The sequence below is a fragment of the Marinimicrobium locisalis genome, assembly GCF_039822625.1.
GTDB classification, from domain to species: domain Bacteria; phylum Pseudomonadota; class Gammaproteobacteria; order Pseudomonadales; family Cellvibrionaceae; genus Marinimicrobium; species Marinimicrobium locisalis.
On sequence record NZ_JBDLLG010000013.1, the window covers coordinates 60,847 to 81,025 of the forward strand.

The window sequence follows — 20,179 nt, forward strand, 5'->3', positions numbered from 1 at the left end:
AATGCGTATTTTGTTGACAGGCGGCTCGGGAATGGTGGGCCAGAACCTTCAGGAACACCCTTCCGCAGCGGAGTATGAGGTGTTGGCTCCGAGCAGTCGAACGCTGGACCTGAATAACCAGCAGGCAGTAGTGGATTATATCGAGGCGAAACGCCCGGACATTGTCATTCATGCGGCGGGCCAAGTCGGGGGTATTCAAGCCAATATGGCTGATCCGGTTGGCTTTTTGGTCAACAACTCGTTGATGGGGCTACACGTCATTAACGCTGCCTATCAAGCCGGCATAAAGTATTGCGTGAATTTGGCCAGTTCCTGTATGTACCCCCGAAGCGCCCCTAACCCGCTGACTGAAGACCAGATACTGGCCGGCGAGCTGGAGCCGACCAATGAGGGCTACGCTCTTGCCAAGATAACCGCTACCCGCCTATGTCAGTATATCGGGCGGGTGAATGAGGAGTTGCGTTATATCACGTTGATTCCCTGTAACCTTTACGGTCGGCACGACAAATTTGACCCGGCTCACTCCCACATGATTCCGGCCGTTATCAGAAAGATCCATGAAGCGGCCAAGGCCGAAGCCTCAACGGTTGAGATTTGGGGTGATGGAGAGGCACGGCGGGAGTTCATGTATGTAGAGGACTTGGCTGATTGCGTCTTCGAAGTTATCCGAATGATCAGAGGTGGGCAGGAGGTGCCTGACCTGATGAACGCCGGTTTAGGCAAGGACTACTCGATTAATGAGTATTATCGTGCTATTGCCGAAGTGGTGGGGTTCAAAGGAAGCTTTTCTCATGACTTGACTAAGCCGGTCGGTATGCGCCAGAAGCTGATCGATAGCCGTCGACTGAACGCCCTGGGCTGGCATGCCAGCACCTCGCTGAAAGACGGTATTGAGAAGACTTATCAGTTTTTTTTAGAGGAATACCCAAATGACTAGCTATTCATTGGCCTCCAGCACCTGGGGCCAGGAAGAGCTCGATGCGATACAAAAAGTCATCGACTCCGATATGTTTACCATGGGACCGAATGTCGCTGAGTATGAGAAACGCTTTGCGGATTTTTTTGGCTCTCGCTATGCCGTGATGGTGAGTTCGGGTTCTACGGCTAACCTGTTAATGATCGCCTCTCTGTTTTTCACACAGACGCCGCACTTGCAACGGGGCGATGAGGTAATCGTGCCCGCGGTTTCCTGGTCAACTACGTATTTCCCACTCCAGCAGTATGGACTTAAAGTTAAATTTGTCGATATCGACCCGGAAACGCTCAATATTGACCTTACAAAGCTGGAAGAGGCGATCACCGAAAAGACCAAGGCAATTCTTTTGGTTAATTTGTTGGGTAATCCGAACGATTTTGACGCCATTGATCGTCTTGTGGCCGACCGGGATATTGTGGTTTTGGAGGATAACTGCGAATCCATGGGGGCGGAGTATAATGGCCGAATGACGGGTTCTTTCGGCCTTATGGGCACCTTTAGCTCATTTTTCTCACACCACATTGCCACTATGGAGGGGGGGTGCGTGATTACGGACGACGAGGAGCTCTACCATATACTGTTGAGCATCCGGGCCCATGGTTGGACACGTAATCTTCCGAAGGAGAACAGGGTGTCAGGCACCAAAAGCGATGACCCTTTTGAGGAGTCGTTCAAGTTTGTTCTCCCCGGTTACAACGTTCGGCCGGTAGAGATGAGCGGGGCCATTGGGCTCGAGCAGCTCAAGAAGTTGCCGGGCTTTTTGTCCGTGCGCCGTGACAACGCGAAGCAGTTTGTTGAGCTTTTCAATAACCACCCCTATCTTCAAATTCAGAAAGAGGTGGGCGCAAGCAGTTGGTTTGGCTTCTCCATGGTGGTGAAACCGGACGCGCCCTTTACCCGGAGCGAGCTGGTTTCGGCGCTGCAAGCCGCTAATATCGAATGTCGACCCATTGTGACGGGTAATTTTTTGAAGAATGAACAGGTGCTTAGATACTTCGACTACGAGGTAGCTGGAGAAATAGAAGGTGCCGAAGTGATTGATAAGCGGGGCTTGTTTGTAGGCAATCATCAGAACCCGCTGGATGCTGAAATTAGCTATCTGAGATCCGTTATTGACGCTCTGTAGTTGAGGTTGTTTGTTCTTGAAACTTTAGGAGCTTTTAGTGTTTTTGGCAGAGGCCGATTTCAAAAACGTTATTAAACATAGCCCCATGTTCTCTATAGACCTTGTGATAATTAATAACGGCAAGGTTCTATTGGGGAGGCGTTTGAATCGGCCTGCCAAAGGATACTGGTTTGTTCCTGGCGGTCGAGTTCGAAAAGGGGAGCCACTGAACGAGGCAGCAGAACGAATTAGCCTCTCTGAACTTGGCATTAGCCTTGATTATTCCAACGGGCGCTCACTGGGTGTTTTTGAGCACTTCTATAAAGATAGTGTGTATGGCGAAGCCATTTCCACGCACTACATTGCCCACGGCGTTCAATTTAAAGAGACAGTCGATTTAAGGTTACTACCTAAAGACCAGCACGATTCTTACGGTTGGTGGGCTATTTCGGAGGCGCTTGCGTCGGATGAGGTCCACCGCTACACCAAGAGCTATCTTCGCTGAGTGTCAAGGCAGAGGCCGCTCAGGGTTGAAGCCGTCGGCGGGTCTCTGCGAACTGTCCCAAATTGGGCAAAAAGTGTCTAATTTTGTCTTGAATTTCGCCGAAACGACTCTTCTCTGTGCTCCTTGTTAGAATAATTGAGTATTTTTATCAAACGAGATAGTATGCGCGGTTTATCAACCAACCGACGCGTTAGGTCTTTTGACAGGTAGAGTATGAGGGCATCAACGGGGCAAAGCAGGGAATCGGGGCGCTTTTCGGACCGGGAAGCCGAATTTGAGTGGCGCCATAATCATCTTCTGGGTGAGCTTTTGCGCTTGCAGTTGGAAACGGAAGGGTACTTTAGCGAAGCTCAACAACTGGACAGAGAGCTGCTTGAGGCGAACCTGCAGTTGGACAAATGTAGCGGCAAGCTAAAGCGCATGAATAGGCTGGTTGGTCGCGCGGAGGAAGCGGTTTACAGTGCTCACCTCCAGGTCCGCCGCGGCGCCTTCCGTTGGTTTTTTGATCTAATTACGCGTTTCCGCCCCTCTCGGCTTCGAGTGCGGCGCCAGGTGTCGCTGGTGTTGACGAGTGAGTTGTTTGACGTCAAGTGGTATGCGTTGCGTAACCCCGATGTAGCGCTAAGCGCTCGGAACTTAGCCGAGCATTATACACTCTATGGTGGCATAGAAGGGCGAGCGCCCGGACCGGCCTTTTCCAGCCGCCGGTATCTGGAGCGATACCCCGATGTGGCCGAGTCTCGTCAGAATCCGCTGGTTCACTATTTGATGTTTGGACAATCGGAAGGCCGCAAACGATTCAAGCCAACGGTTAACGAGTGAGACGGCATGTATGGATAGGCTGCATCAGTATCTGGATTTAGTAAAGCGCCGGGGCGAACTAGGGCGAAGCGTGGGTTCGGCGGACTTCCTGATCGAGTACCTCGGGCAAGAGTTTTTCATGTTACCGCCAGCCGACGTGTACTCGGTGGATTTTGTTGCCGGGAAGTTCTACCGGCAGCTGTCTGAGTGGGGCCAGCGGGTTCGCAGTACGTCGCGTGCTCAGGAATTGGACGTGCTGGTTGAATACGCCTATCTGTTACAAAAAGTACAGATGATAGAATCCTTTCTGGGTGTTATTCGTTATCTGGTGTGCCAACTGCCCTCAATACCCGAGGAAAGCCTTGGGAAAATGTTTAGGCTGTTTCGCCTCGCGTTTTTGGTCGGTGGTGACGTGTCGCTGCTCAGGTTGATGTGGCAGGTTGATGCCGAGGTGCTTTCTTACGTTACCTTACCCCAAACGATTCACCAGACCCTCCCCGCTGATCTGCAGGACGCCATTACGGTAGGGGAAAGCGCAGACGAACAGGTCTTTGATCGACACAACTCTTTGGCGGGCGTGCGCCGTTGCTTGGCGACGCTGGATGGCCAGTTGACCGATGAACAATATCAGGGGTTGTCGTTAAATCAAGCCGCTCTGGAAAAAGATCCTGCCCGGTATGCTGAGCAGCTGAACCACTTATTTGGCTCGTTTGGCCTAAGTGGCGTAAGTTCGGTGGATTTCACCTCGGATAATGTACTGAGTAGCCTTCGTGCGCCGACGCCGGACTGCGGTATTGATGACCAAGGACTGGTTTCCATTATCGTTTCATGCTTCAACGCTGAAGACACCGTTGGCTATGCGCTGTCGTCCCTGCGCAACCAAACATACCGAAACGTTGAAATTTTGGTTTGTGACGATGGGAGTGAGGACAACAGCCTGCCCCAAATCTTGACGCACGCGGCGCTGGATTCACGAATCAAGGTGTTCCGGTCGCTGAAGAACCAAGGCACGTACAATATCCGCAATGCGCTGATTCACGAATCAAAAGGGCAGTATATAACCTTCCATGACTCGGACGACTGGGCGCACCCGCAAAAGCTTGAGGAGCAGCTGGTTTTCATGGCTGAGGAAGGTCTGGAAGTGTGTAGTGCTAGATGGATTCGGGTGGATCCCGCCGGCGCCGCCGTGTTTTTTGTTGACGGTCGCGCGTACCGGTTTTGCGTGGTTTCCACAATGGTAAAACGGTCCGTATTCTCCGTGGTGCCACGGTTCAGGCCAAGCCTTGTGGCGGCCGACACCGAGTTCCATGCCTCCTGCGTTAAGCTGCTGGGGGAGAGCAGAGTCCAAATCTTAAACAAACCGTTGCTACTCGGGCTTTGGGGCGAGGGCTCACTGACGAGGGCTGAGGGTCTAAAGGCGGAGAATAACGGCTATGTGGCGGAGCGCCGCAGGCGTTACTCCGAGATATCCGCGCGCCAACAGGTTCTGGGGTCTCAAATCGTAACGGATGAAGATGTTGTGGATGTGTTGAAAGAGAATGGCATTTACCGCGCCTTTTCCGGCGTGGAAGCGGTGGTGGCGAATCAATGATCATTGCGAACATGAGTACGTTCCCTCCCCGGTACCCCCTTCTGCTGGAAGTGGTTGACTTGTTGATGCCGCAGGTGGACCAGCTCAACATTTGTCTGAATGGCTATGAATCGGTTCCTGAACCATTGAAGCGGGAAGGGGTAAACGCGTTTGTGCCGGAAGAAGATTTCCGAGACGTGGGAAAGTTCGTGGTCCAGGGATACCAGGACGAGGACGACATTTTCTACGTGGATGATGACATATTCTACCCCGGTGACTATGTACAAACGCTACTTGCTGCGAGGGCGGAATTTGCCGAGCTGAACCCTGTTGTGGGGGTACACGGCGTTATCTACCCGGATGCCTACCGTGGTGCGGTAGGAAACCGGAAGGTTTTTTCCTTTCCGAAGCCGTTGGGCAGTTTTCGAGTGGTGAATCAGTTGGGCACTGGTACCGTTCACTGTAAGGGGTTTCAGGCGGCGCCGCTGTCGTATATGCAGGGTTCCCAAAGATTCGTTGACGCCCGGTACGCTCGCTATGCGCTGGCGCACCGTTGGCCGATGGTCTGCATTCCACGCCAGAGCGGCTGGATGGCCGAGTTTGAGCTCAATGAGGACCTTGGCGAGAGCATATTTCAGTCATTTACAAAATTGTGGCCTATTGAAGTGATTAGGGAGTGCCAGACAGTGGCGGGCTACTCAAAACTTAGCCTTGAGGCTGTGCTGCGAATAGAAAACCCGGCCCGAAGTGAATAGTTTGTTAGTTGGGTCGCTGGAGAGCGGCTTATACAAAATGGATAGAGGTGGAGATGATGTATGAGTGATGTGGAAATCGAGCGCGCGATATATATAAACCTGGATGATCGCGAGGACCGGCGTTCCCACATGGAGAAGCTATTGTCCAACGCGCAATGGGACTACGAGCGGCTGGCCGCCACTAGGCTGGAGCAATCTCCCGAAGACGCTGGTTTGCAGATGTTACCCCGCTTGAAAGGCCATAAGGGTGTGGCGTCTATTTGGCTGTCTCATGAGCGTGCGCTCGAGCGTTTTGCTTCCTTGGCCCGTCAGCGCTCAGGGCACACTGGTGCCTATATCTTGTTTGAAGACGATGTAAAGGTTCTTGATTCAGCTTGTTTGCAAAACCCGTTACCCCTACCCGACGGGCTGCCAGAGAGCTGGGAAATAGTCTTGCTGACCCCCCGCTTCCGCTGGAAGGATAAGGTTAACGTGCCACCGGAGTACGAGGGGAAGTATTTTGTTGTCCCTTATGAAGAAAGAGAGTGGGTGAACCTTAATGAAGCTCGTGCCCAATACATTGTTACCGGCGCACATTATGTAATTTTCCGTAACGGTGCCGTTGTGGAGAAGGTTCTGGCGCACATGAAGGACCGCTCGCTGTATGACGTTGACAACTTCTACGTTAATGATTTTGATACCTTTGGAGTGAGATTGCCCGAAGTGACGGCTGGAGGGTTTGGCTCGGATCATAACTACGATTAGCGGGCTCTTGCGCCTGAACAACAACAGTTAGTAGTGGTAAAACGACGTCTATGAGCTCTATAAAGCTATTCTGGTGGCGCCCTAAAGATGGGTCAGTTAATCTCGGTGATGAAATCTCCCGAATTTTGTTTGAGCGCCTGTTTGAAGTAACGGTCAAGCGGGCTGCATACCCTGGCGCCAATGTGAATAGCACAGGCAGCACCCTAGGGTGGGCGTTTGATCGGGAAGATTTTAAGCAAAGAACTCAGAAAATGGTGGTTCTCGGTTCCGGCTTAATGCACCCGTGGCACCAAATTGAGGACTACGGCTGGCTGGACATTCGTCTCGTGCGCGGGTATTTAACTCGGAGTGTTCTTTCCCGAACGTTTGGAGAAGGCGCCGCCATTGGCGACCCGGGCCTGTTGGTCTCTGATCTTTTGCCTTCAGAGAAGCCAACAAAGAAGTTCCGATACGGCGTAATACCCCATATTAGCAAGGTCGAGAATGATTCATTCTATCAGCGGTTTGATGATCTGCGCTCGGCAACGTTTATCAGCTTTAAAACCGACGACATTGATACGGTTCTGCGCAAGATGATGGAGTGTGAGATCATTATTAGCCAGAGCCTACACGGCGTTATTTTCTCTGATGCATTGGGGCTGCCTAATGTTTGGTTGGATGCGGGTAGCCTTCACCCCGGCGGTAGTTTTAAGTTCTACGATTACTTCTCGTCAATTAATCGGCCTTTTGATAAGGGGGTCAAGGTGGGTCCTGGCGACAGGATCGATGAGACGGTTGAGCGGGAGCTTTTCACGCCGGATATGATCAAGGTAAACGGCGTGAAAGAGGTTATCAGAGAGGAAGTAACACGCGCCCTGAGAGAGTTTTCCTAAGTGTTTGGACTATTTAAACGCAATAAAAAGCTTATTGAGGTGCCGCGGCACTCAGGGAAAATTGGGTTTACTGACTTGGCGGACTACGAACGAGTAGAGTTCGGAAAGGCGCTCGCTCGAAATAAGGAGGGCCGTGTTATTTTTACCCGGTGGCACGATGGGCTGCGTTACGATTTCGCCTTGGCGAAGAAGCCGAGGGCGCGCCGCTTGTTCGTGTTGTTCAGTGGGGCAGCGAACCGGGACAAAATTCAGCCGCCGGTTTTTCAGCGGTGGAAATGGGCGGACCGTTTCCCTGGACACGTTCTATATGTTTCCGACCCGGCTCTGTTTGAGAATGAGACGCTGGGCCTTGCGTGGTACATAGGCGTGGGCGAGAGGGACCCCCTTCCTTTTATTGCGGATACTGTACGCTCAGTGGCCGGCTACCTAAAACTGAAAAGTAGCAAGGTCGTGTTCTACGGCTCCTCAGGTGGCGGTTTCGCCGCGTTGCGAATGCAGAATTTTATGTCGGAAGCGACATCGGTGGCCATCAATCCCCAGGTGACGCTCACTAAATACAACAGAAGTTTGGTGGGGCGCTATGTGCAAACATGCCACGGAACTCCTTTGGATGAGTTTGATTTCGAGGCGCACAAGAGCCGCTTCGACCTTCTTGCTCAACCCAAGACTACGGACCGCCGATTGATTCTCGTCCAGAATACTCTGGATAAAAGCCATTACGCGAAGCACTTTTCAGCCTATTGTGAAATGCTTGGAGTCAGGGCCGATGAGTCCACGCGAAAGGGAAACGTAAAAACCATTTTATTCTCTCATGAGAAAGGGCACCTTCAGGCGGAAACGTCGGAAGTCTTTACTCAGATAATGAACGCGATTTGATATGGCTCTGTTCAAGTCTCCGGTGGAGAAGCACTTAAAAAGTCTAGAAATCGCGCTTGCTGACATCAAGGCGCAGTACCGGGCGCTGAGTCGTCCAATAAAAGCCCTGAGCAAGAAGAGGTCCCTCAACGACGTTCAGGCAAAGCGATTGGCTGAACTGAAGAGTTTTAAGTTTTATCCGCGTTTGGGCCACACTGAGCACGTTTTCTTTGAGGCTGCGCAACCGGCATCCTACCGGCTGCAGCGGGCGGCGCAGTTGGGGGCCATTCAACATTCTCGCAAACTCCCTCCGAGAGTGGTAAGTGTGAAGGGGAATAGTGTCCGCTTTGCGGAAGAAGTCGGGCTGCCAATTCCCAGATCCGAGTTTCCTCTAAAATTTGATGAGATTGGGTTTGACGAACCGTGCGTCATTAAGCCCGTCTATGCTGAAGGCAAGCCCTGCATTTATGCCATTGCACCGCAGGCTGATGGGTCTTTGAAGGATCACTTTTCCGGTAAGCCATTCGCGAACCGAGCGTCATTGCACGATTCAGTTCAACGGGCCATGAAAAAGGCCGGAATCTCCAGGGATGCATGGTTGAAGGAGGAGATGATCGTCGGGGCTTCGGGAAGTCCTCTGGACACCTACGACGTTAAGATGTACGCGTTCTATGGTGAGATTGGCTTGGTCCTCCAGGTGGATCGCTGGCGAGGTCGGCAGTACCGTTTTTTCGATACCAATGGTCGCATGGTGGATACAGGGAAGTACTCAGTGGAACCGAATATTAGTCCAATATTTGACCAACAGTTAATCGATGTTGCACGGAAAGTCAGTTTGAGGATTCCGTGGGCGCATGTTCGAATCGATTTTCTGGTGTCTGATAGTGATTGGCGGTTTGGCGAATTCACGCTTCGGCCGGGTGTTCCAGCAAACTTTAATGAGCAGTGGGATAAAAAATTGGGAGAGCTGTTTATTAAGGCTCAAGCCCGGCTTTATGAAGACCTGATTTTAGGAAAGGAGTTTTCGGAGTATCGGCAGTTGCTTGATAGCGCCAACAAGAACAGTGGTAAGTGAGCTGGAACTCAGTGGGCGGGAGGACCTCTTAGTCGGGTCCTTCTGCAATAGTCGATCATTTTATTTGCTAGGTGTGTTGCATTATGAAAAAACTGCTTTTGGGTTTGGGCTCTCTCGCCGGCATCGTTGTGATATTCGGTGTTTGGTACTTTGTAGAGACCTATGATCGTAGTGAGCTACCCGAGTGGCTGGGAGGCGAGCCTCAGTATGTGGACTCTGGTGATACGGGCCGAGTCTGGAGCCGCTTCGTAGCGGTAACCGAGTTATCTGATCAGGATTTTGAGCGTTGGCCCGGCACCCTTGAGTGCGACCCTTGGGAAAGATGGGATGGCTTTTCCCGCGACAAAACCTTGTGGGTAAGCGACAATATGGTTGCATATGACAACGGTGATGTTGCGGCCTTCCTTGAGGCTGCCGGGGATGGTACCGCCATTCCTGCCGAGCTTTCCGCTCGATTCGAATGGTGGCGTGGGGATGTTCAGGGCACTGAGGTGGTGATGGAAGGTTGGTATACTGCCGTCACGGATGAGTTGAAGCGCTTGCAGATGACTGGTCGGTTGATTGATGGTGCTCTATTACTTGAAGGCACGCGTGGGCCCCGTGAGTGTCGCATCGAAGCTAATCGTCCCCAATAACAAGCCGCAAAGAGGCGGATATAAAGGTATATGATTAACCTGTTGCGTCATTTTCTGCAGTCACACCGTGCCGACCGCCGCTGCTGCGCTCGCTATGCTATGTTCATTGACGAGGCGTGGTACCGCCAACAGTATGGGGACCTGATGCCCTCTCATATGTCGGCGTTGGCCCATTACTCGGCTTATGGAACGAAGCTAGGCTGCGACCCCAGCCCCTTCTTCAATACCAAGGAGTACCTGCTTCAGTATCCTGATCTTCGGAGTTTCGGTGAAAACCCACTATGGCACTTTGTCACGAAAGGACAGGCAAATGGCGTGGCTGTTAAGCCCTCCCGTCTTGAGTCTAAGGTTTACTCGCCAGCGCTAACTCGTCTGTCTGCTCGCAAGCTTGAATCGATGCTGTGGGGGGGATTTTCGAAAGAGGCGTGGCCGGTGTTGCGCGCTCGTCTAGCCACCCCTTACGTTCGAGAATTTGACCGCAGTTATGCGGCCTGGGCTCTGGCTCGGTGGAGCGCGTTTCATAAGAATTATGCTGCGGCATTGAGTTTTCTTTCTTGGCGAGGGTTGGTTGACCGGCAAGCACTCAACCAAAAGGCGCAGGTGCTTTTGGAAGTCGACTGCCTGATTCGCCTAGGTAGAGAGCGAGATGCTTATGATCGATTGCGAGTCGCCCGAAAAGGTCGTAACGCTCGGGATGTAGACCTTACGCTGTCGCTTAGCAACGTGTATGTGCACGGCTCATGGGATAAAGCCCGGCAACAGCGGCTAGCGTTGGTTAACAGAGTGCTCGGCCAGCATGGGTTTGCCCCACTGGCATTGCGCAACCCGAAAGAGCCACTGAGCATTTTTAATTTGAAAGGTTCAGCTCGGGCTCCCGCGTCTTGCGAAGAAGCAAAAGTTTCGATAGTGATGCCCGCCTATAACGCAGGGGCGCAGATTGAGCTTGCTATTCGAAGCCTACAAGAGCAAAGCTGGACTAATTTTGAGCTTCTGGTGGCAGATGATTGCAGCTCTGACGACACTCGGTCTCGCGTTGAAGCTCTGGCCAAAGACGACGCTCGAATTCGTTTGATTGCCCTGGAGATAAATGGGGGCGCTTACCGAGCCCGAAATGCGGCGTTAGAGCACGCTTCGGGTGATGTGATTACAGTGCATGACAGTGATGACTGGTCTCATCCTCAAAAGCTAGAAGTTCAGGTTCGTCATTTGTTGGAGCAACCTTCGGCGGTTGCCACGATTACAGACTGGGCTCGCGCCCGTGAAGACCTGTACTTCACCGGTACCTTCCGGGCACATGGTTCGTTGGTTTCCGAGAACACCTCCTCTCTTATGTTCCGCCGAGAGGCAATTGAACGGTTGGGGGGCTGGGATCTGGCCAGAACCAGTGCCGACTCGGAATATGTGCTTCGGCTGCAGCGCGTGTTCGGTGAGGAAGCGGTGGTCCGTTTGCATCGCGGGGTACCTTTGGCGTTTGCGCTTGACCAAGAAACGTCCCTGACTCGAACGCCGGTCACTCATGCGAAAACGTTGTTTTACGGTGCCCGGCGAGAGTATCGAGAGGCCGCTTCGGCCTGGCATGAGCACGCTAGCACTGAAGAGCTTAAGCTGCCTTTGTCGGGGGAGAGACGACCTTTCCCAATTCCCACTGTTATGCGCACTAAAAACCGGGATGAGGTTCGACGCTATGATATTGTGGTTATCGCGGACTTCAATCTAAGTGGTGGCGCATTTGTTTCAACGATGAATTATGTTAATGCCGCTATCGCTCAGGGAAAGCGGGTTGCCATTTTTCAGTGGCGCCGCGCCGATTTGGATGTGGGAATACCGCTAAAGCCAGAGCTTCGCCAGCGCGCCGGGAAAGGCGATTTTGATATTCTAACGCCTGGCGAGATAGTGGAGAGCGACCTTGTACTGGTTGGATACCCGGTGGTTCTTAATTATCGTCTGGATACGGTACCTGACCTTAGAACGAAGCGTTTCATTATTTTGGTGAACCAAATGGCTAATCGGTTGATTACGGGGGGAGACCCTCAGTATGACCCCAGGCAGGTGGATCACAATGTCCGCTCGATGTTTGATGTAGCTCCGACCTGGGTGCCCATTTCAGGCCTGGTCCAGCGTTTAATGCGTGAGGATGAGCGTTACCCCGAACCTCACTCCGATATTTGGAATCCATTGCTGGACGTCGATAGTTGGTGTCTTACCCGCGTTAGTTGGCGCGCAGGAGAACGTTCAAAGCCGGTGGTGGGGCGCCATGCTCGCGATCATTACACCAAATGGCCAAGTAGCGCTGAGGCGCTGGCCGCGGCCTACTGCGTTGATCGGGCTTGCGAGGTCCGGCTGCTTGGAGGCGCTGATCAAGCCCTCAGCATACTTGGGGCGCATCCCGGTAACTGGCAAGTGCTGGAGTTTGCTGAGAGTACCTATGAGTTTCTCTTGGAGTTGGACTTTTTCATCCACTATCCCCATGAGCACTATATTGAAGAGTTTGGGCGCGCGGTGCTGGAAGCGATGGGGCTGGGCATCCCGGTTATTCTGCCACCGGTTTTTAAAGAGACGTTTGGTGATTTTGCGTATTATGCAGAACCCAACGAAGTTTGGTCGGTTATCGAGGGCCTCTGGGCTGACCGCGAAGCCTACCAAGCGGCTTCTGAACGGTGCTTACAGTTTGTTCGTGAACATGCGCGCTATGATGTTCTTAACCGACGACTAGAACAGCTGAACGAGAAGGTTACGCATGACGGATGAACAGAATAAGATTTTAGCGCTTACCGAACAGTTGGAGCGTAAGCAGGATGAGATTGATCGCTTGCGGGATCGGCCCTCTCCATTGAGACTGTTTGTGCAGCGAGCAGAGGTGTATCCATTCCCAAACCAACCGTGGTGGGAGCGATTGATTGACCGTTACCGGGGGTTTGTTCCTCAAAGCGGCGTCCAGATTATTAAACATTCGGGTCTGTTTGATGCCGATTGGTATTTGGCTCAGGATCCAGAGTTACAGAAGGACAGACTAGCACGAACTAACCCGGCCAAGCATTACTACAAAGTAGGGGCTCGGAAGGGCCTTAATCCTGGTCCGAACTTCGATACTCAGTTCTATCTGGCGAACAACACGGATGTTCGCTCTGCCGGGGTGAACCCGCTGGTCCACTATGTGCGCTTCGGGCAGGACGAAGGACGAGCCTGTGTCCGCTAAAGAACTCGTGTAGCCTTTTGCTAATGTCCCGTGTAAAGAAGTTCGGTTTACGCCTGATGGCTCACTGGAGAGCCTGGACGTCAAATATCAAGTTTGACGCGGAGTGGTATCGTGCCACTTATCGGGACGTGGACGAGTCTGGCATGAACCCACTGGTCCATTATTTCGCTTACGGAAAGGGGGAGGGGCGGTTGCCTTTTCTCGGCGCGGCGGCTCCGATGATGAATGCCTATCCACTCGGGACATCGCCGGTTGATAAGCTGAACCAAATAATGTGGAACGGCTTTGACCACTGGGCTTACCCCCAGCTCTTGAGCCTGGCTTCCAGAGGGGACCCCGGAGCGGCCTGGTATTTGGCGACGTGGCACTATGCTCACGGATCAACTGGGGAAGCCTTGCGCTGGGTGAAGGGCCTCAACTCCGAAGGGGATTTTAAAACGCTCGTAGGCCTTACAAAATGCTACACAGTACTGGGAGAGACTACACCATTGAGGGCCTTGGTAGGCGACGCTTTGTCGAATGACGCCTTAGCCAACATCCTACCCTATGCTCAGGCTAATGCGGCTGAAAATGAGTCGCAACGACTGAACGCCATTAATCGTATTTACAGACGAAACGATTTGCAGGCAATTTTGCCCAAAGACCCTGAGCAGCCGTTGTCTTTAGCTAACCTTTCAGGTGAGGCGGCTACTGGTGAGAAAGCCATGTGTACCGAGCAGCAACGGCCCCTGGTATCCGTTGTTATGGCCGCTTACAACGCCTCGAGTACAATCGAAATGGCTATTGGGTGTGTGCTGGCACAGACTTGGCAGGAGCTTGAGGTCATCGTGGTGGATGATGCCAGTACGGACGATACGCTTGAGAGAGTGCAAGGGCTAGCAACCAGGGATCACCGCGTTCGCTATCTTGTGAGCGACGTGAACTCCGGGGCTTACGCTGCGCGCAACCGGGGCATGGCTTGCGTTAAAGGTGAATTTGTAACGGTGCATGATAGTGACGACTGGTCTCACCCTCAGAAAATCGAAAAGCAAATGGTACCGTTGCTGCAGTCTCCACGTTTAATGGCAAGCTATAGTTGGTGGGTGCGCGTAACGGATGATCTTCAGTGCCTGGGGTCGTGGGTGCTTGGAAATGCGTTTCTCGAAGTGAATCAGTCATCCTGGCTGGTACGTCGTAGCGCCCTAGCGAAAACGGGGTTATGGGATGAAGTTAAAGTGAGCGCAGATGTTGAGTTCGCAACCCGAATGCAGCACCATTTTGGTTATGCGGCGCTTGAGTCTGTTCTGCCGACTGTTCCGCTGGCGTTTTCGCTTACGGATGCAGGAAGTCTGACGCGAACAAAAGCCACTCATATAAGTACACAGTTCCATGGGTTGCGCCGTCAGTATAGTGAAGCATTTAGCTGGTGGCACCGTCAGTGCGAAGGCAGGCCGGTAATGCCTCCAGCCTCGGGCGCTGGGAATATGCGCCCTTTCCCGACTCCACTTGGAAACTTGCGGGGCGAACCGCTTTTTTTTGAAGCAGTGCTGGTGTCAAATTTCGCTGTTCACGGCGAGGAGCTAGCCAGCGCTTTGGCATTCCTGGAGGGTGAACGGAAACGGCACAATAGTATTTGCCTGCTGCACTGGCCCGAGCGAAATGCGTGGCATGGAAATCCAATAGCGGATGGGGTGTTTGAGTGGTGCCACGCACACGGTGTGCACTTTGCCCATTTTGGAATGAAGGTGCACGCGCCTACCGTTGTGCTTTCCCATGCGTCGTTGTGGCAACGGCCGCCGACTAGAAGCGTGCAGCTGACGGAAGTCGAGAATCTTATAGTGCATGAAGGTGAGCTTGGTGCTCAGCGAACAGCGGTATTGGCGTATTTTCGTGCTGGCGGCGTTAACCTTGAGGCTTCCAATGAGGATCCTTAAGACGATAAAAAATATTTATTGGCGCTGGCGTTTACGAGGCGAGGTGCTGGCAGACGGATTTGATTCGAGCTTATATTGTCGGTTGCATAGGGATGTTGCGGTCTCGGGTTTGGATGGGCGAGTTCACTACTTACGTTTCGGTAGGGCGGAAGGGCGTGATCCCCATCCGGATTTCAGCGCTTCCGGATACCTGTACCAGGGTCCGAGTATTACCGAGCGGGAAGACGCATTTCTTCACTACGAACGAATTGGAAGGGAAGAAGGTTACGCAGCCCTTCCTGAGTGGAACGGTACCCAGAAGTATTTTCCGAATAGCCCTACGTGGCTTGTGTGTGGGCACCAGGCCGGACGGGAAATCTATGGAGGAGAGCGCAGCTTGCTGGACGTGCTGGCTCACCTCTCGGATTTAGGTGTGAACGCCATCGTTGTTCTTCCGAGCGCTTTGAACCGCAGCTATATTAAGCGTGTGATGGAGGTCGCGTATCGTGTGGCCATTGTCCCTTATGGTTGGTGGCATCGGGACTGCCCGCCATTACAACAGACTCTGAGGCATTTTGAACGTCTTTTGAGGGAGTATCGTTGCGATGCGATGTATGTCAACACGGCAGTGTTGGATGAGCCGCTGTTGGCGGCTCGCGCTGTAGGGGTTCAGTTAATTGTGCATGTCAGAGAGTTGCCTGCTTACGACCCTGATCTATGTGAGACGCTAGGTGCTAGTGCGGATGAGATACGGGAGCGACTAATGAATGTCGCAGATATCATTGTGGCTAACTCAGATTACACCGCTCAATGCCTAGGTATTCCAAGCGCAATGGTGGTACCAAATGGCGTAGATATATCGGCGTTTGAAAGCTTGGAATCTCCCGCTGAACGCGGTGAGGTTTTTTCGGTGGGTATTGTTAGCAGTAACCTGCCCAAGAAGGGTATAAATGACTTTGTGAGGCTGGCGTCAGAGCTTGAGTTAAGAGAGCTTTCGATAAGCTGCCTTATTATAGGCCCCGAAACGACTTATTTACAAAGTTTGAAATCGTCCACTAAGCCCTGGCCGGGTAACTTGAAAATTCGGGGTTACTCGTCGTCGCCACAGGAGGCGATCGCCCAGTTGGATGTGTTGGTCAATCTTTCGCACTTTTATGAATCGTTTGGACGAACGGTGCTTGAAGCGATGGCCGCAGGTCGACCCGTCGTAGCCTATGAAAGAGGGGCTGTCCGTGATTTGGTCGTTCATTTAAAGACCGGATATTTGGTACCGTACCGCTCGTCTGAAACGTTGGAGCAACGCGCGGCATTAGTTGCCGAAGGAGTAGAGCAGCTGTTTCTAGATCAGGGTAAGTATCGGGCAATGAGTACAGCGGCTCGGAACTTGGCGGCTGAACGCTACTCCAAGGAGGCCGTTCGGGAGGCGCTGAAGCATGTCTTGCAAAGATCAGTCGATCTTCAGCGGTCAACAACCCTCAATGGACGACGGGCTATTTAGGGTATATGTATGGGCAATATCGTGCTGGAAAAAACTTTATCTAGAGTTAGGGATATTTTCCGTCTGAACAAGACATCGGGGTCTACAGGCGTAGACTTGGTTATTCATATTGGAGCCCCTAAAACAGGAAGCTCCGCTATCCAAAGGTTTTGCCTGAACAATCGAACTCAGCTCCTTCGTGCCGGCTTCTATTACCCCAGGCACTTTGTTGATAAGAATGGTGTCTCTGGCGGTCATTCGCTTGTTGGTAGGCTGCTGCGAGAGAACCGGGTTCGCAAGGCGAACCTGTATTTTAAATTCATGCTGCTTTGCGCGAGGTTACGGGGAAAGACGCTGCTTCTTTCATCCGAGAGCTTCTATCGAAATTCGCGGAAATTTGGCCCTTTGCTTAAAGGGTTAGATGTCAGGGTGGTAGGTTGGTTTCGTCACCCGGTAGAAGCGTTTGTCTCTAACTACAATCAGTCGGTAAAAAGGCATTTCAAAACGGCCGGTATATCAGAGACGCTAGAGGAGCACTATATGAAGACCGGCGCTGCTAATCTAAATGGGCGGCGGTTGCGGCATTGGGCAGACGTTGTGGGCGATCAGCATTGTACATTTTTACCTTATATTAAAGAGTTAAAGTCAGGTGAATTTAAACATAGTGATCCTATCGAAAAGGTTTGGCTTCGCGTGCTCGGGATAGAAGCCGGTCAGGTGAATAATTTTGAATTTGATGATAAACAGGTAAATAGAAGCTATGTCGAGGAAGCGTTGGAGCTGAAACGAATGCTTAATCGGGTGTTATCGCCCGAGGAGGCCGGGTTGGCGAGCAAGGTCGATTGGGCGCTACAGGATTACTCGGATAACGCTGAAGCTAACGATCATAGCTTGGGCGTCTATTTGGAGCCCGAGCAGGTGAAAAAATTGAATGCCCGTTTTTCTCGCGCCAACGCGGTCCTGGTAAGGCGTTTTCCCACTCTGAAGCCGATCTTGAAACAAGGTGATGCTTATGTGCGTCAGGCGGAGGTCTCGACGGATCGTGCTCTGGACCTGTCGAAACCGCTGGCGCACCTGGAAAGCTTGTACCCAGAGGATTACCGGAACCTCCAAACTCGGGTGGCGGAACAAGCTCGCCGGCAGACAGCGCCTCCCTCTGGGGAGTTGTCTCGGCTAGCAGGGCTGTTGGGCGTTTACAGCCAACGTGAGTTCGAGTAGCATTCGGCGTTCAGTGGCTTAATGCCTGGCCCGAACCCTATTTACAACGCTTCAGTTTTTGGAACTTGTCGTTTCTGATGAAAATTACTCGCTTTTTAGCCTTGGTAGACGTCAAGGCACGAATGTCACTTAAGTCTGATGCGTCTAAGCTGTACCTAAGCTATTTGTGGTGGGTGCTGGAGCCGGTGCTGTGGGTGCTGATGTTCTACTTGGTATTTACAGTGCTTTTGGGGTTTGGACGCGACCTGTTGTTCCTGATGTGCGGAAAAATACCGTTCTTATGGTTCAGTAAGTCCGTCCAGTCCTCTTCGAACAGTATTGTGTCGGGCAAATCCCTGATAAATCAGGCGAATGTTCCGAAGCAGTTTTTCCCTTATGAACAGGTCCATACAGTGCTTTATCGACAATGGCTCCTGTTTGCGGTGCTGTTTGGAATGACTATCGTCTACGGTTATATGCCGAGCCTTCACTGGTTTTGGATTCTTCCGCTATTTCTGGTTCAGTACCTTCTTGTGCTCCTTTGTGCGCTAGCTGCCGCGATTTGTGTGAGCTACGTGAGAGACACTCGCATACTTATTGGTATGGCGATGATGGGGCTGATGTTCGGTTCGGGGATATTTTGGGATCTAAACCGCATCGAAGACCCTGTTAAGCGTGAGATGCTGGTTACCTGGAATCCCATGGCTTATCTGATTGATGCCTATAGGCAGGTATTGATAGAGGGCACTTTATACGACTTGCATCACCTGATGGGGTTAGCCGGGGTGTTGGTGGTTGGTTTGATTCTGGTTCATCTGTTTTATCGCTATATGGGGCAGTCCATTGCTGCTAGGGTGATCAACTCATGACGACCGGTGATATTTTACTGTCAGCTAAAGATATTGAGTATTCATACAACAGCAGAATTTGGGGGTTCAAGCACCTTAGCTACCCCGTCTTAAAAGGTGTTAACTTTGAGGTTCGTCGAGGCGAAACTCTGGGAGTTGTGGGTCGCAACGGCTGTGGGAAGAGCTCGCTCCTGAGAATTCTTAATGGAGTTGTCGCGCCCACACGGGGAAAGCTTGAGCACGCTCCGCATATATCGCGTATTTTGCTGACTCTGGGTATGGGGTTTGATAAGAGCCTGTCTGGACGCGACAATGCGTTGTTGAGTGCGATGTTACAGGGTTATACCAAGAAGGAAGCGCGGGCGGCGCTTGACAACATTAAAGAGTTCTCTGAACTTGGCGATTTCTTTGATCGGCCTGTTAAAACTTACTCCTCCGGCATGCGGGCGAGACTGGGTTTTTCAACCGCCTTGATGACAGATGTGGATTTGTTGATGATTGATGAGACCCTCAGCGTAGGTGACCAGCAGTTCAACAAAAAGGCCGAAAAGGCCATGATGGAGAAGATCAACAGTGAACAAACCGTGGTCTTTGTGAGTCATAGCGGTAGTCAGGTCAATAAGGTGTGTAGCCGCGCCCTGTGGTTGGAAGATGGCGTGATTAAAGCCGAAGGCGAAACGAGAGAAGTCGCTAAGGAGTACAAGCATTTTATGGATAGTCTGAGCAAAAAGGGCGGAAAATCTGCATGGCAGTGACTCCGAAACCACGAAAAGGTATCATCCTCGCCGGCGGTTCAGGCACGCGCCTGTACCCCCTCACCCTGGGTACCAGCAAACAGCTGATGCCCATTTACGATAAGCCCATGATCTACTACCCGCTGACCACGCTTATGTTTGCGGGCATCCGGGACATTTTGATTATTACCACCCCGCACGACCTGGAGGCTTTTCAGCGGCTGCTGGGCGATGGAAGCCAGTGGGGCGTGAACCTGGAGTATGTGACCCAGTCCAGCCCGGATGGCCTGGCCCAAGCGTTTATTCTGGGGGAATCGTTCTTGAATGGTCACCCAAGCACCTTGGTGTTGGGGGATAATATTTTCTATGGGCACGGTTTTCTGGCCCTCATGCAGCGGGCCAACCAGAGAACGGACGGCGCCACGGTATTTGGTTACCACGTAGATAGCCCGGAGGCCTACGGTGTGGCGGAGTTTGATGAGCAGGGCCGGGTTATTAGCCTGGAAGAAAAACCCTCCCACCCTAAATCAAACTATGCGGTCACGGGGTTGTACTTTTATGATGCCCAGGCCCCGGACATTGCCAAGAGCCTCGCGCCTTCACCTCGCGGCGAGCTCGAAATTACCGATTTGAATATGCACTACCTTCGCCAGGGCGAACTGAATGTGGAGATCATGGGGCGGGGGTATACCTGGCTTGATACCGGCACCCATGAAAACCTGTTGAGCGCCGCGCAATACGTGCAGACCATTGAGAAGCGACAGGGCCTGAAGATCTCCTGTCCGGAAGAGGCCGCTTACCGGCAGGGATTCATCAGCGATGAACAGCTCGAGGCGCTAGCCAGTGCACAGATTAAAAGCGGGTACGGTCAGTACTTGCTAAAGATTCTGAAAGATAGCCAGCGGCCCTGCGGCGACCTCCGAAACCGTTTTTCCGGTTGAA

At 52.2% G+C, this 20,179-nt stretch carries 19 protein-coding genes; all 19 read left to right on the forward strand.

The genetic code is table 11. The features are described 5' to 3' along the window. Position 1: 1 nt before the first annotated feature. Positions 2-937, forward strand: a complete 936-nt coding sequence (locus AAE514_RS09740) for a GDP-L-fucose synthase family protein (RefSeq protein ID WP_347331341.1) — start codon at positions 2-4, stop codon at positions 935-937. A 7-nt stretch (positions 938-944) separates the two neighbouring features. Continuing rightward, entirely contained in the window at positions 945-2,102 is a 1,158-nt protein-coding gene (locus AAE514_RS09745; RefSeq protein ID WP_347331342.1) for a DegT/DnrJ/EryC1/StrS family aminotransferase, read from the forward strand. Between the two features lie 37 nt (positions 2,103-2,139). Further along, the gene (locus AAE514_RS09750) at positions 2,140-2,586 is read left to right on the forward strand and encodes a GDP-mannose mannosyl hydrolase (RefSeq protein WP_347331343.1); all 447 of its coding nucleotides are present in this window, start codon (positions 2,140-2,142) and stop codon (positions 2,584-2,586) included. A 213-nt stretch (positions 2,587-2,799) separates the two neighbouring features. Next, positions 2,800-3,408, forward strand: coding sequence for a hypothetical protein (locus AAE514_RS09755; protein WP_347331344.1), 609 nt, complete (start codon positions 2,800-2,802; stop codon positions 3,406-3,408). Positions 3,409-3,418: 10 nt separating this feature from the next. Further along, complete coding sequence (locus tag AAE514_RS09760; RefSeq protein ID WP_347331345.1) at positions 3,419-4,978, forward strand: glycosyltransferase family 2 protein; 1,560 nt, start codon at positions 3,419-3,421, stop codon at positions 4,976-4,978. An 11-nt stretch (positions 4,979-4,989) separates the two neighbouring features. After that, positions 4,990-5,712: a hypothetical protein gene (locus AAE514_RS09765; protein WP_347331346.1), complete on the forward strand. Its 723-nt coding sequence runs from the start codon at positions 4,990-4,992 to the stop codon at positions 5,710-5,712. A gap of 60 nt (positions 5,713-5,772) precedes the next feature. Continuing rightward, positions 5,773-6,456 (forward strand): hypothetical protein, encoded by a 684-nt coding sequence (locus AAE514_RS09770; RefSeq protein WP_347331347.1) that lies wholly within the window; start codon positions 5,773-5,775, stop codon positions 6,454-6,456. Positions 6,457-6,506: 50 nt separating this feature from the next. Then, a complete protein-coding gene (locus AAE514_RS09775; protein ID WP_347331348.1) occupies positions 6,507-7,328 on the forward strand; it encodes a polysaccharide pyruvyl transferase family protein in 822 nt (273 codons plus the stop codon). Beyond that, the gene (locus tag AAE514_RS09780) at positions 7,329-8,204 is read left to right on the forward strand and encodes a hypothetical protein (RefSeq protein WP_347331349.1); all 876 of its coding nucleotides are present in this window, start codon (positions 7,329-7,331) and stop codon (positions 8,202-8,204) included. It begins immediately after the preceding gene. A gap of 1 nt (position 8,205) precedes the next feature. After that, positions 8,206-9,258, forward strand: a complete 1,053-nt coding sequence (locus tag AAE514_RS09785) for an ATP-grasp fold amidoligase family protein (protein WP_347331350.1) — start codon at positions 8,206-8,208, stop codon at positions 9,256-9,258. 83 nt (positions 9,259-9,341) lie between these two features. Continuing rightward, entirely contained in the window at positions 9,342-9,893 is a 552-nt protein-coding gene (locus AAE514_RS09790; RefSeq protein ID WP_347331351.1) for a hypothetical protein, read from the forward strand. A 156-nt stretch (positions 9,894-10,049) separates the two neighbouring features. Then, a complete protein-coding gene (locus AAE514_RS09795; protein ID WP_347331352.1) occupies positions 10,050-12,641 on the forward strand; it encodes a glycosyltransferase in 2,592 nt (863 codons plus the stop codon). Further along, entirely contained in the window at positions 12,631-13,089 is a 459-nt protein-coding gene (locus tag AAE514_RS09800; protein ID WP_347331353.1) for a hypothetical protein, read from the forward strand. Before AAE514_RS09795 ends, AAE514_RS09800 begins: the two co-directional genes overlap by 11 nt. Positions 13,090-13,232: 143 nt before the next feature. After that, complete coding sequence (locus tag AAE514_RS09805) at positions 13,233-15,002, forward strand: glycosyltransferase family 2 protein (RefSeq protein WP_347331354.1); 1,770 nt, start codon at positions 13,233-13,235, stop codon at positions 15,000-15,002. Then, the gene (locus AAE514_RS09810) at positions 14,989-16,479 is read left to right on the forward strand and encodes a glycosyltransferase family 4 protein (protein WP_347331420.1); all 1,491 of its coding nucleotides are present in this window, start codon (positions 14,989-14,991) and stop codon (positions 16,477-16,479) included. The genes AAE514_RS09805 and AAE514_RS09810 overlap by 14 nt, the downstream gene beginning before the upstream one ends. Positions 16,480-16,488: 9 nt before the next feature. Further along, positions 16,489-17,676, forward strand: coding sequence for a hypothetical protein (locus AAE514_RS09815; RefSeq protein WP_347331355.1), 1,188 nt, complete (start codon positions 16,489-16,491; stop codon positions 17,674-17,676). Between the two features lie 77 nt (positions 17,677-17,753). Continuing rightward, a complete protein-coding gene (locus AAE514_RS09820; RefSeq protein ID WP_347331356.1) occupies positions 17,754-18,524 on the forward strand; it encodes an ABC transporter permease in 771 nt (256 codons plus the stop codon). Next, positions 18,521-19,258, forward strand: a complete 738-nt coding sequence (locus AAE514_RS09825) for an ABC transporter ATP-binding protein (RefSeq protein ID WP_347331357.1) — start codon at positions 18,521-18,523, stop codon at positions 19,256-19,258. Before AAE514_RS09820 ends, AAE514_RS09825 begins: the two co-directional genes overlap by 4 nt. Beyond that, positions 19,249-20,178: a glucose-1-phosphate thymidylyltransferase RfbA gene (rfbA, locus tag AAE514_RS09830; RefSeq protein WP_347331358.1), complete on the forward strand. Its 930-nt coding sequence runs from the start codon at positions 19,249-19,251 to the stop codon at positions 20,176-20,178. The genes AAE514_RS09825 and rfbA overlap by 10 nt, the downstream gene beginning before the upstream one ends. The last annotated feature ends 1 nt before the right edge of the window (position 20,179 follow it).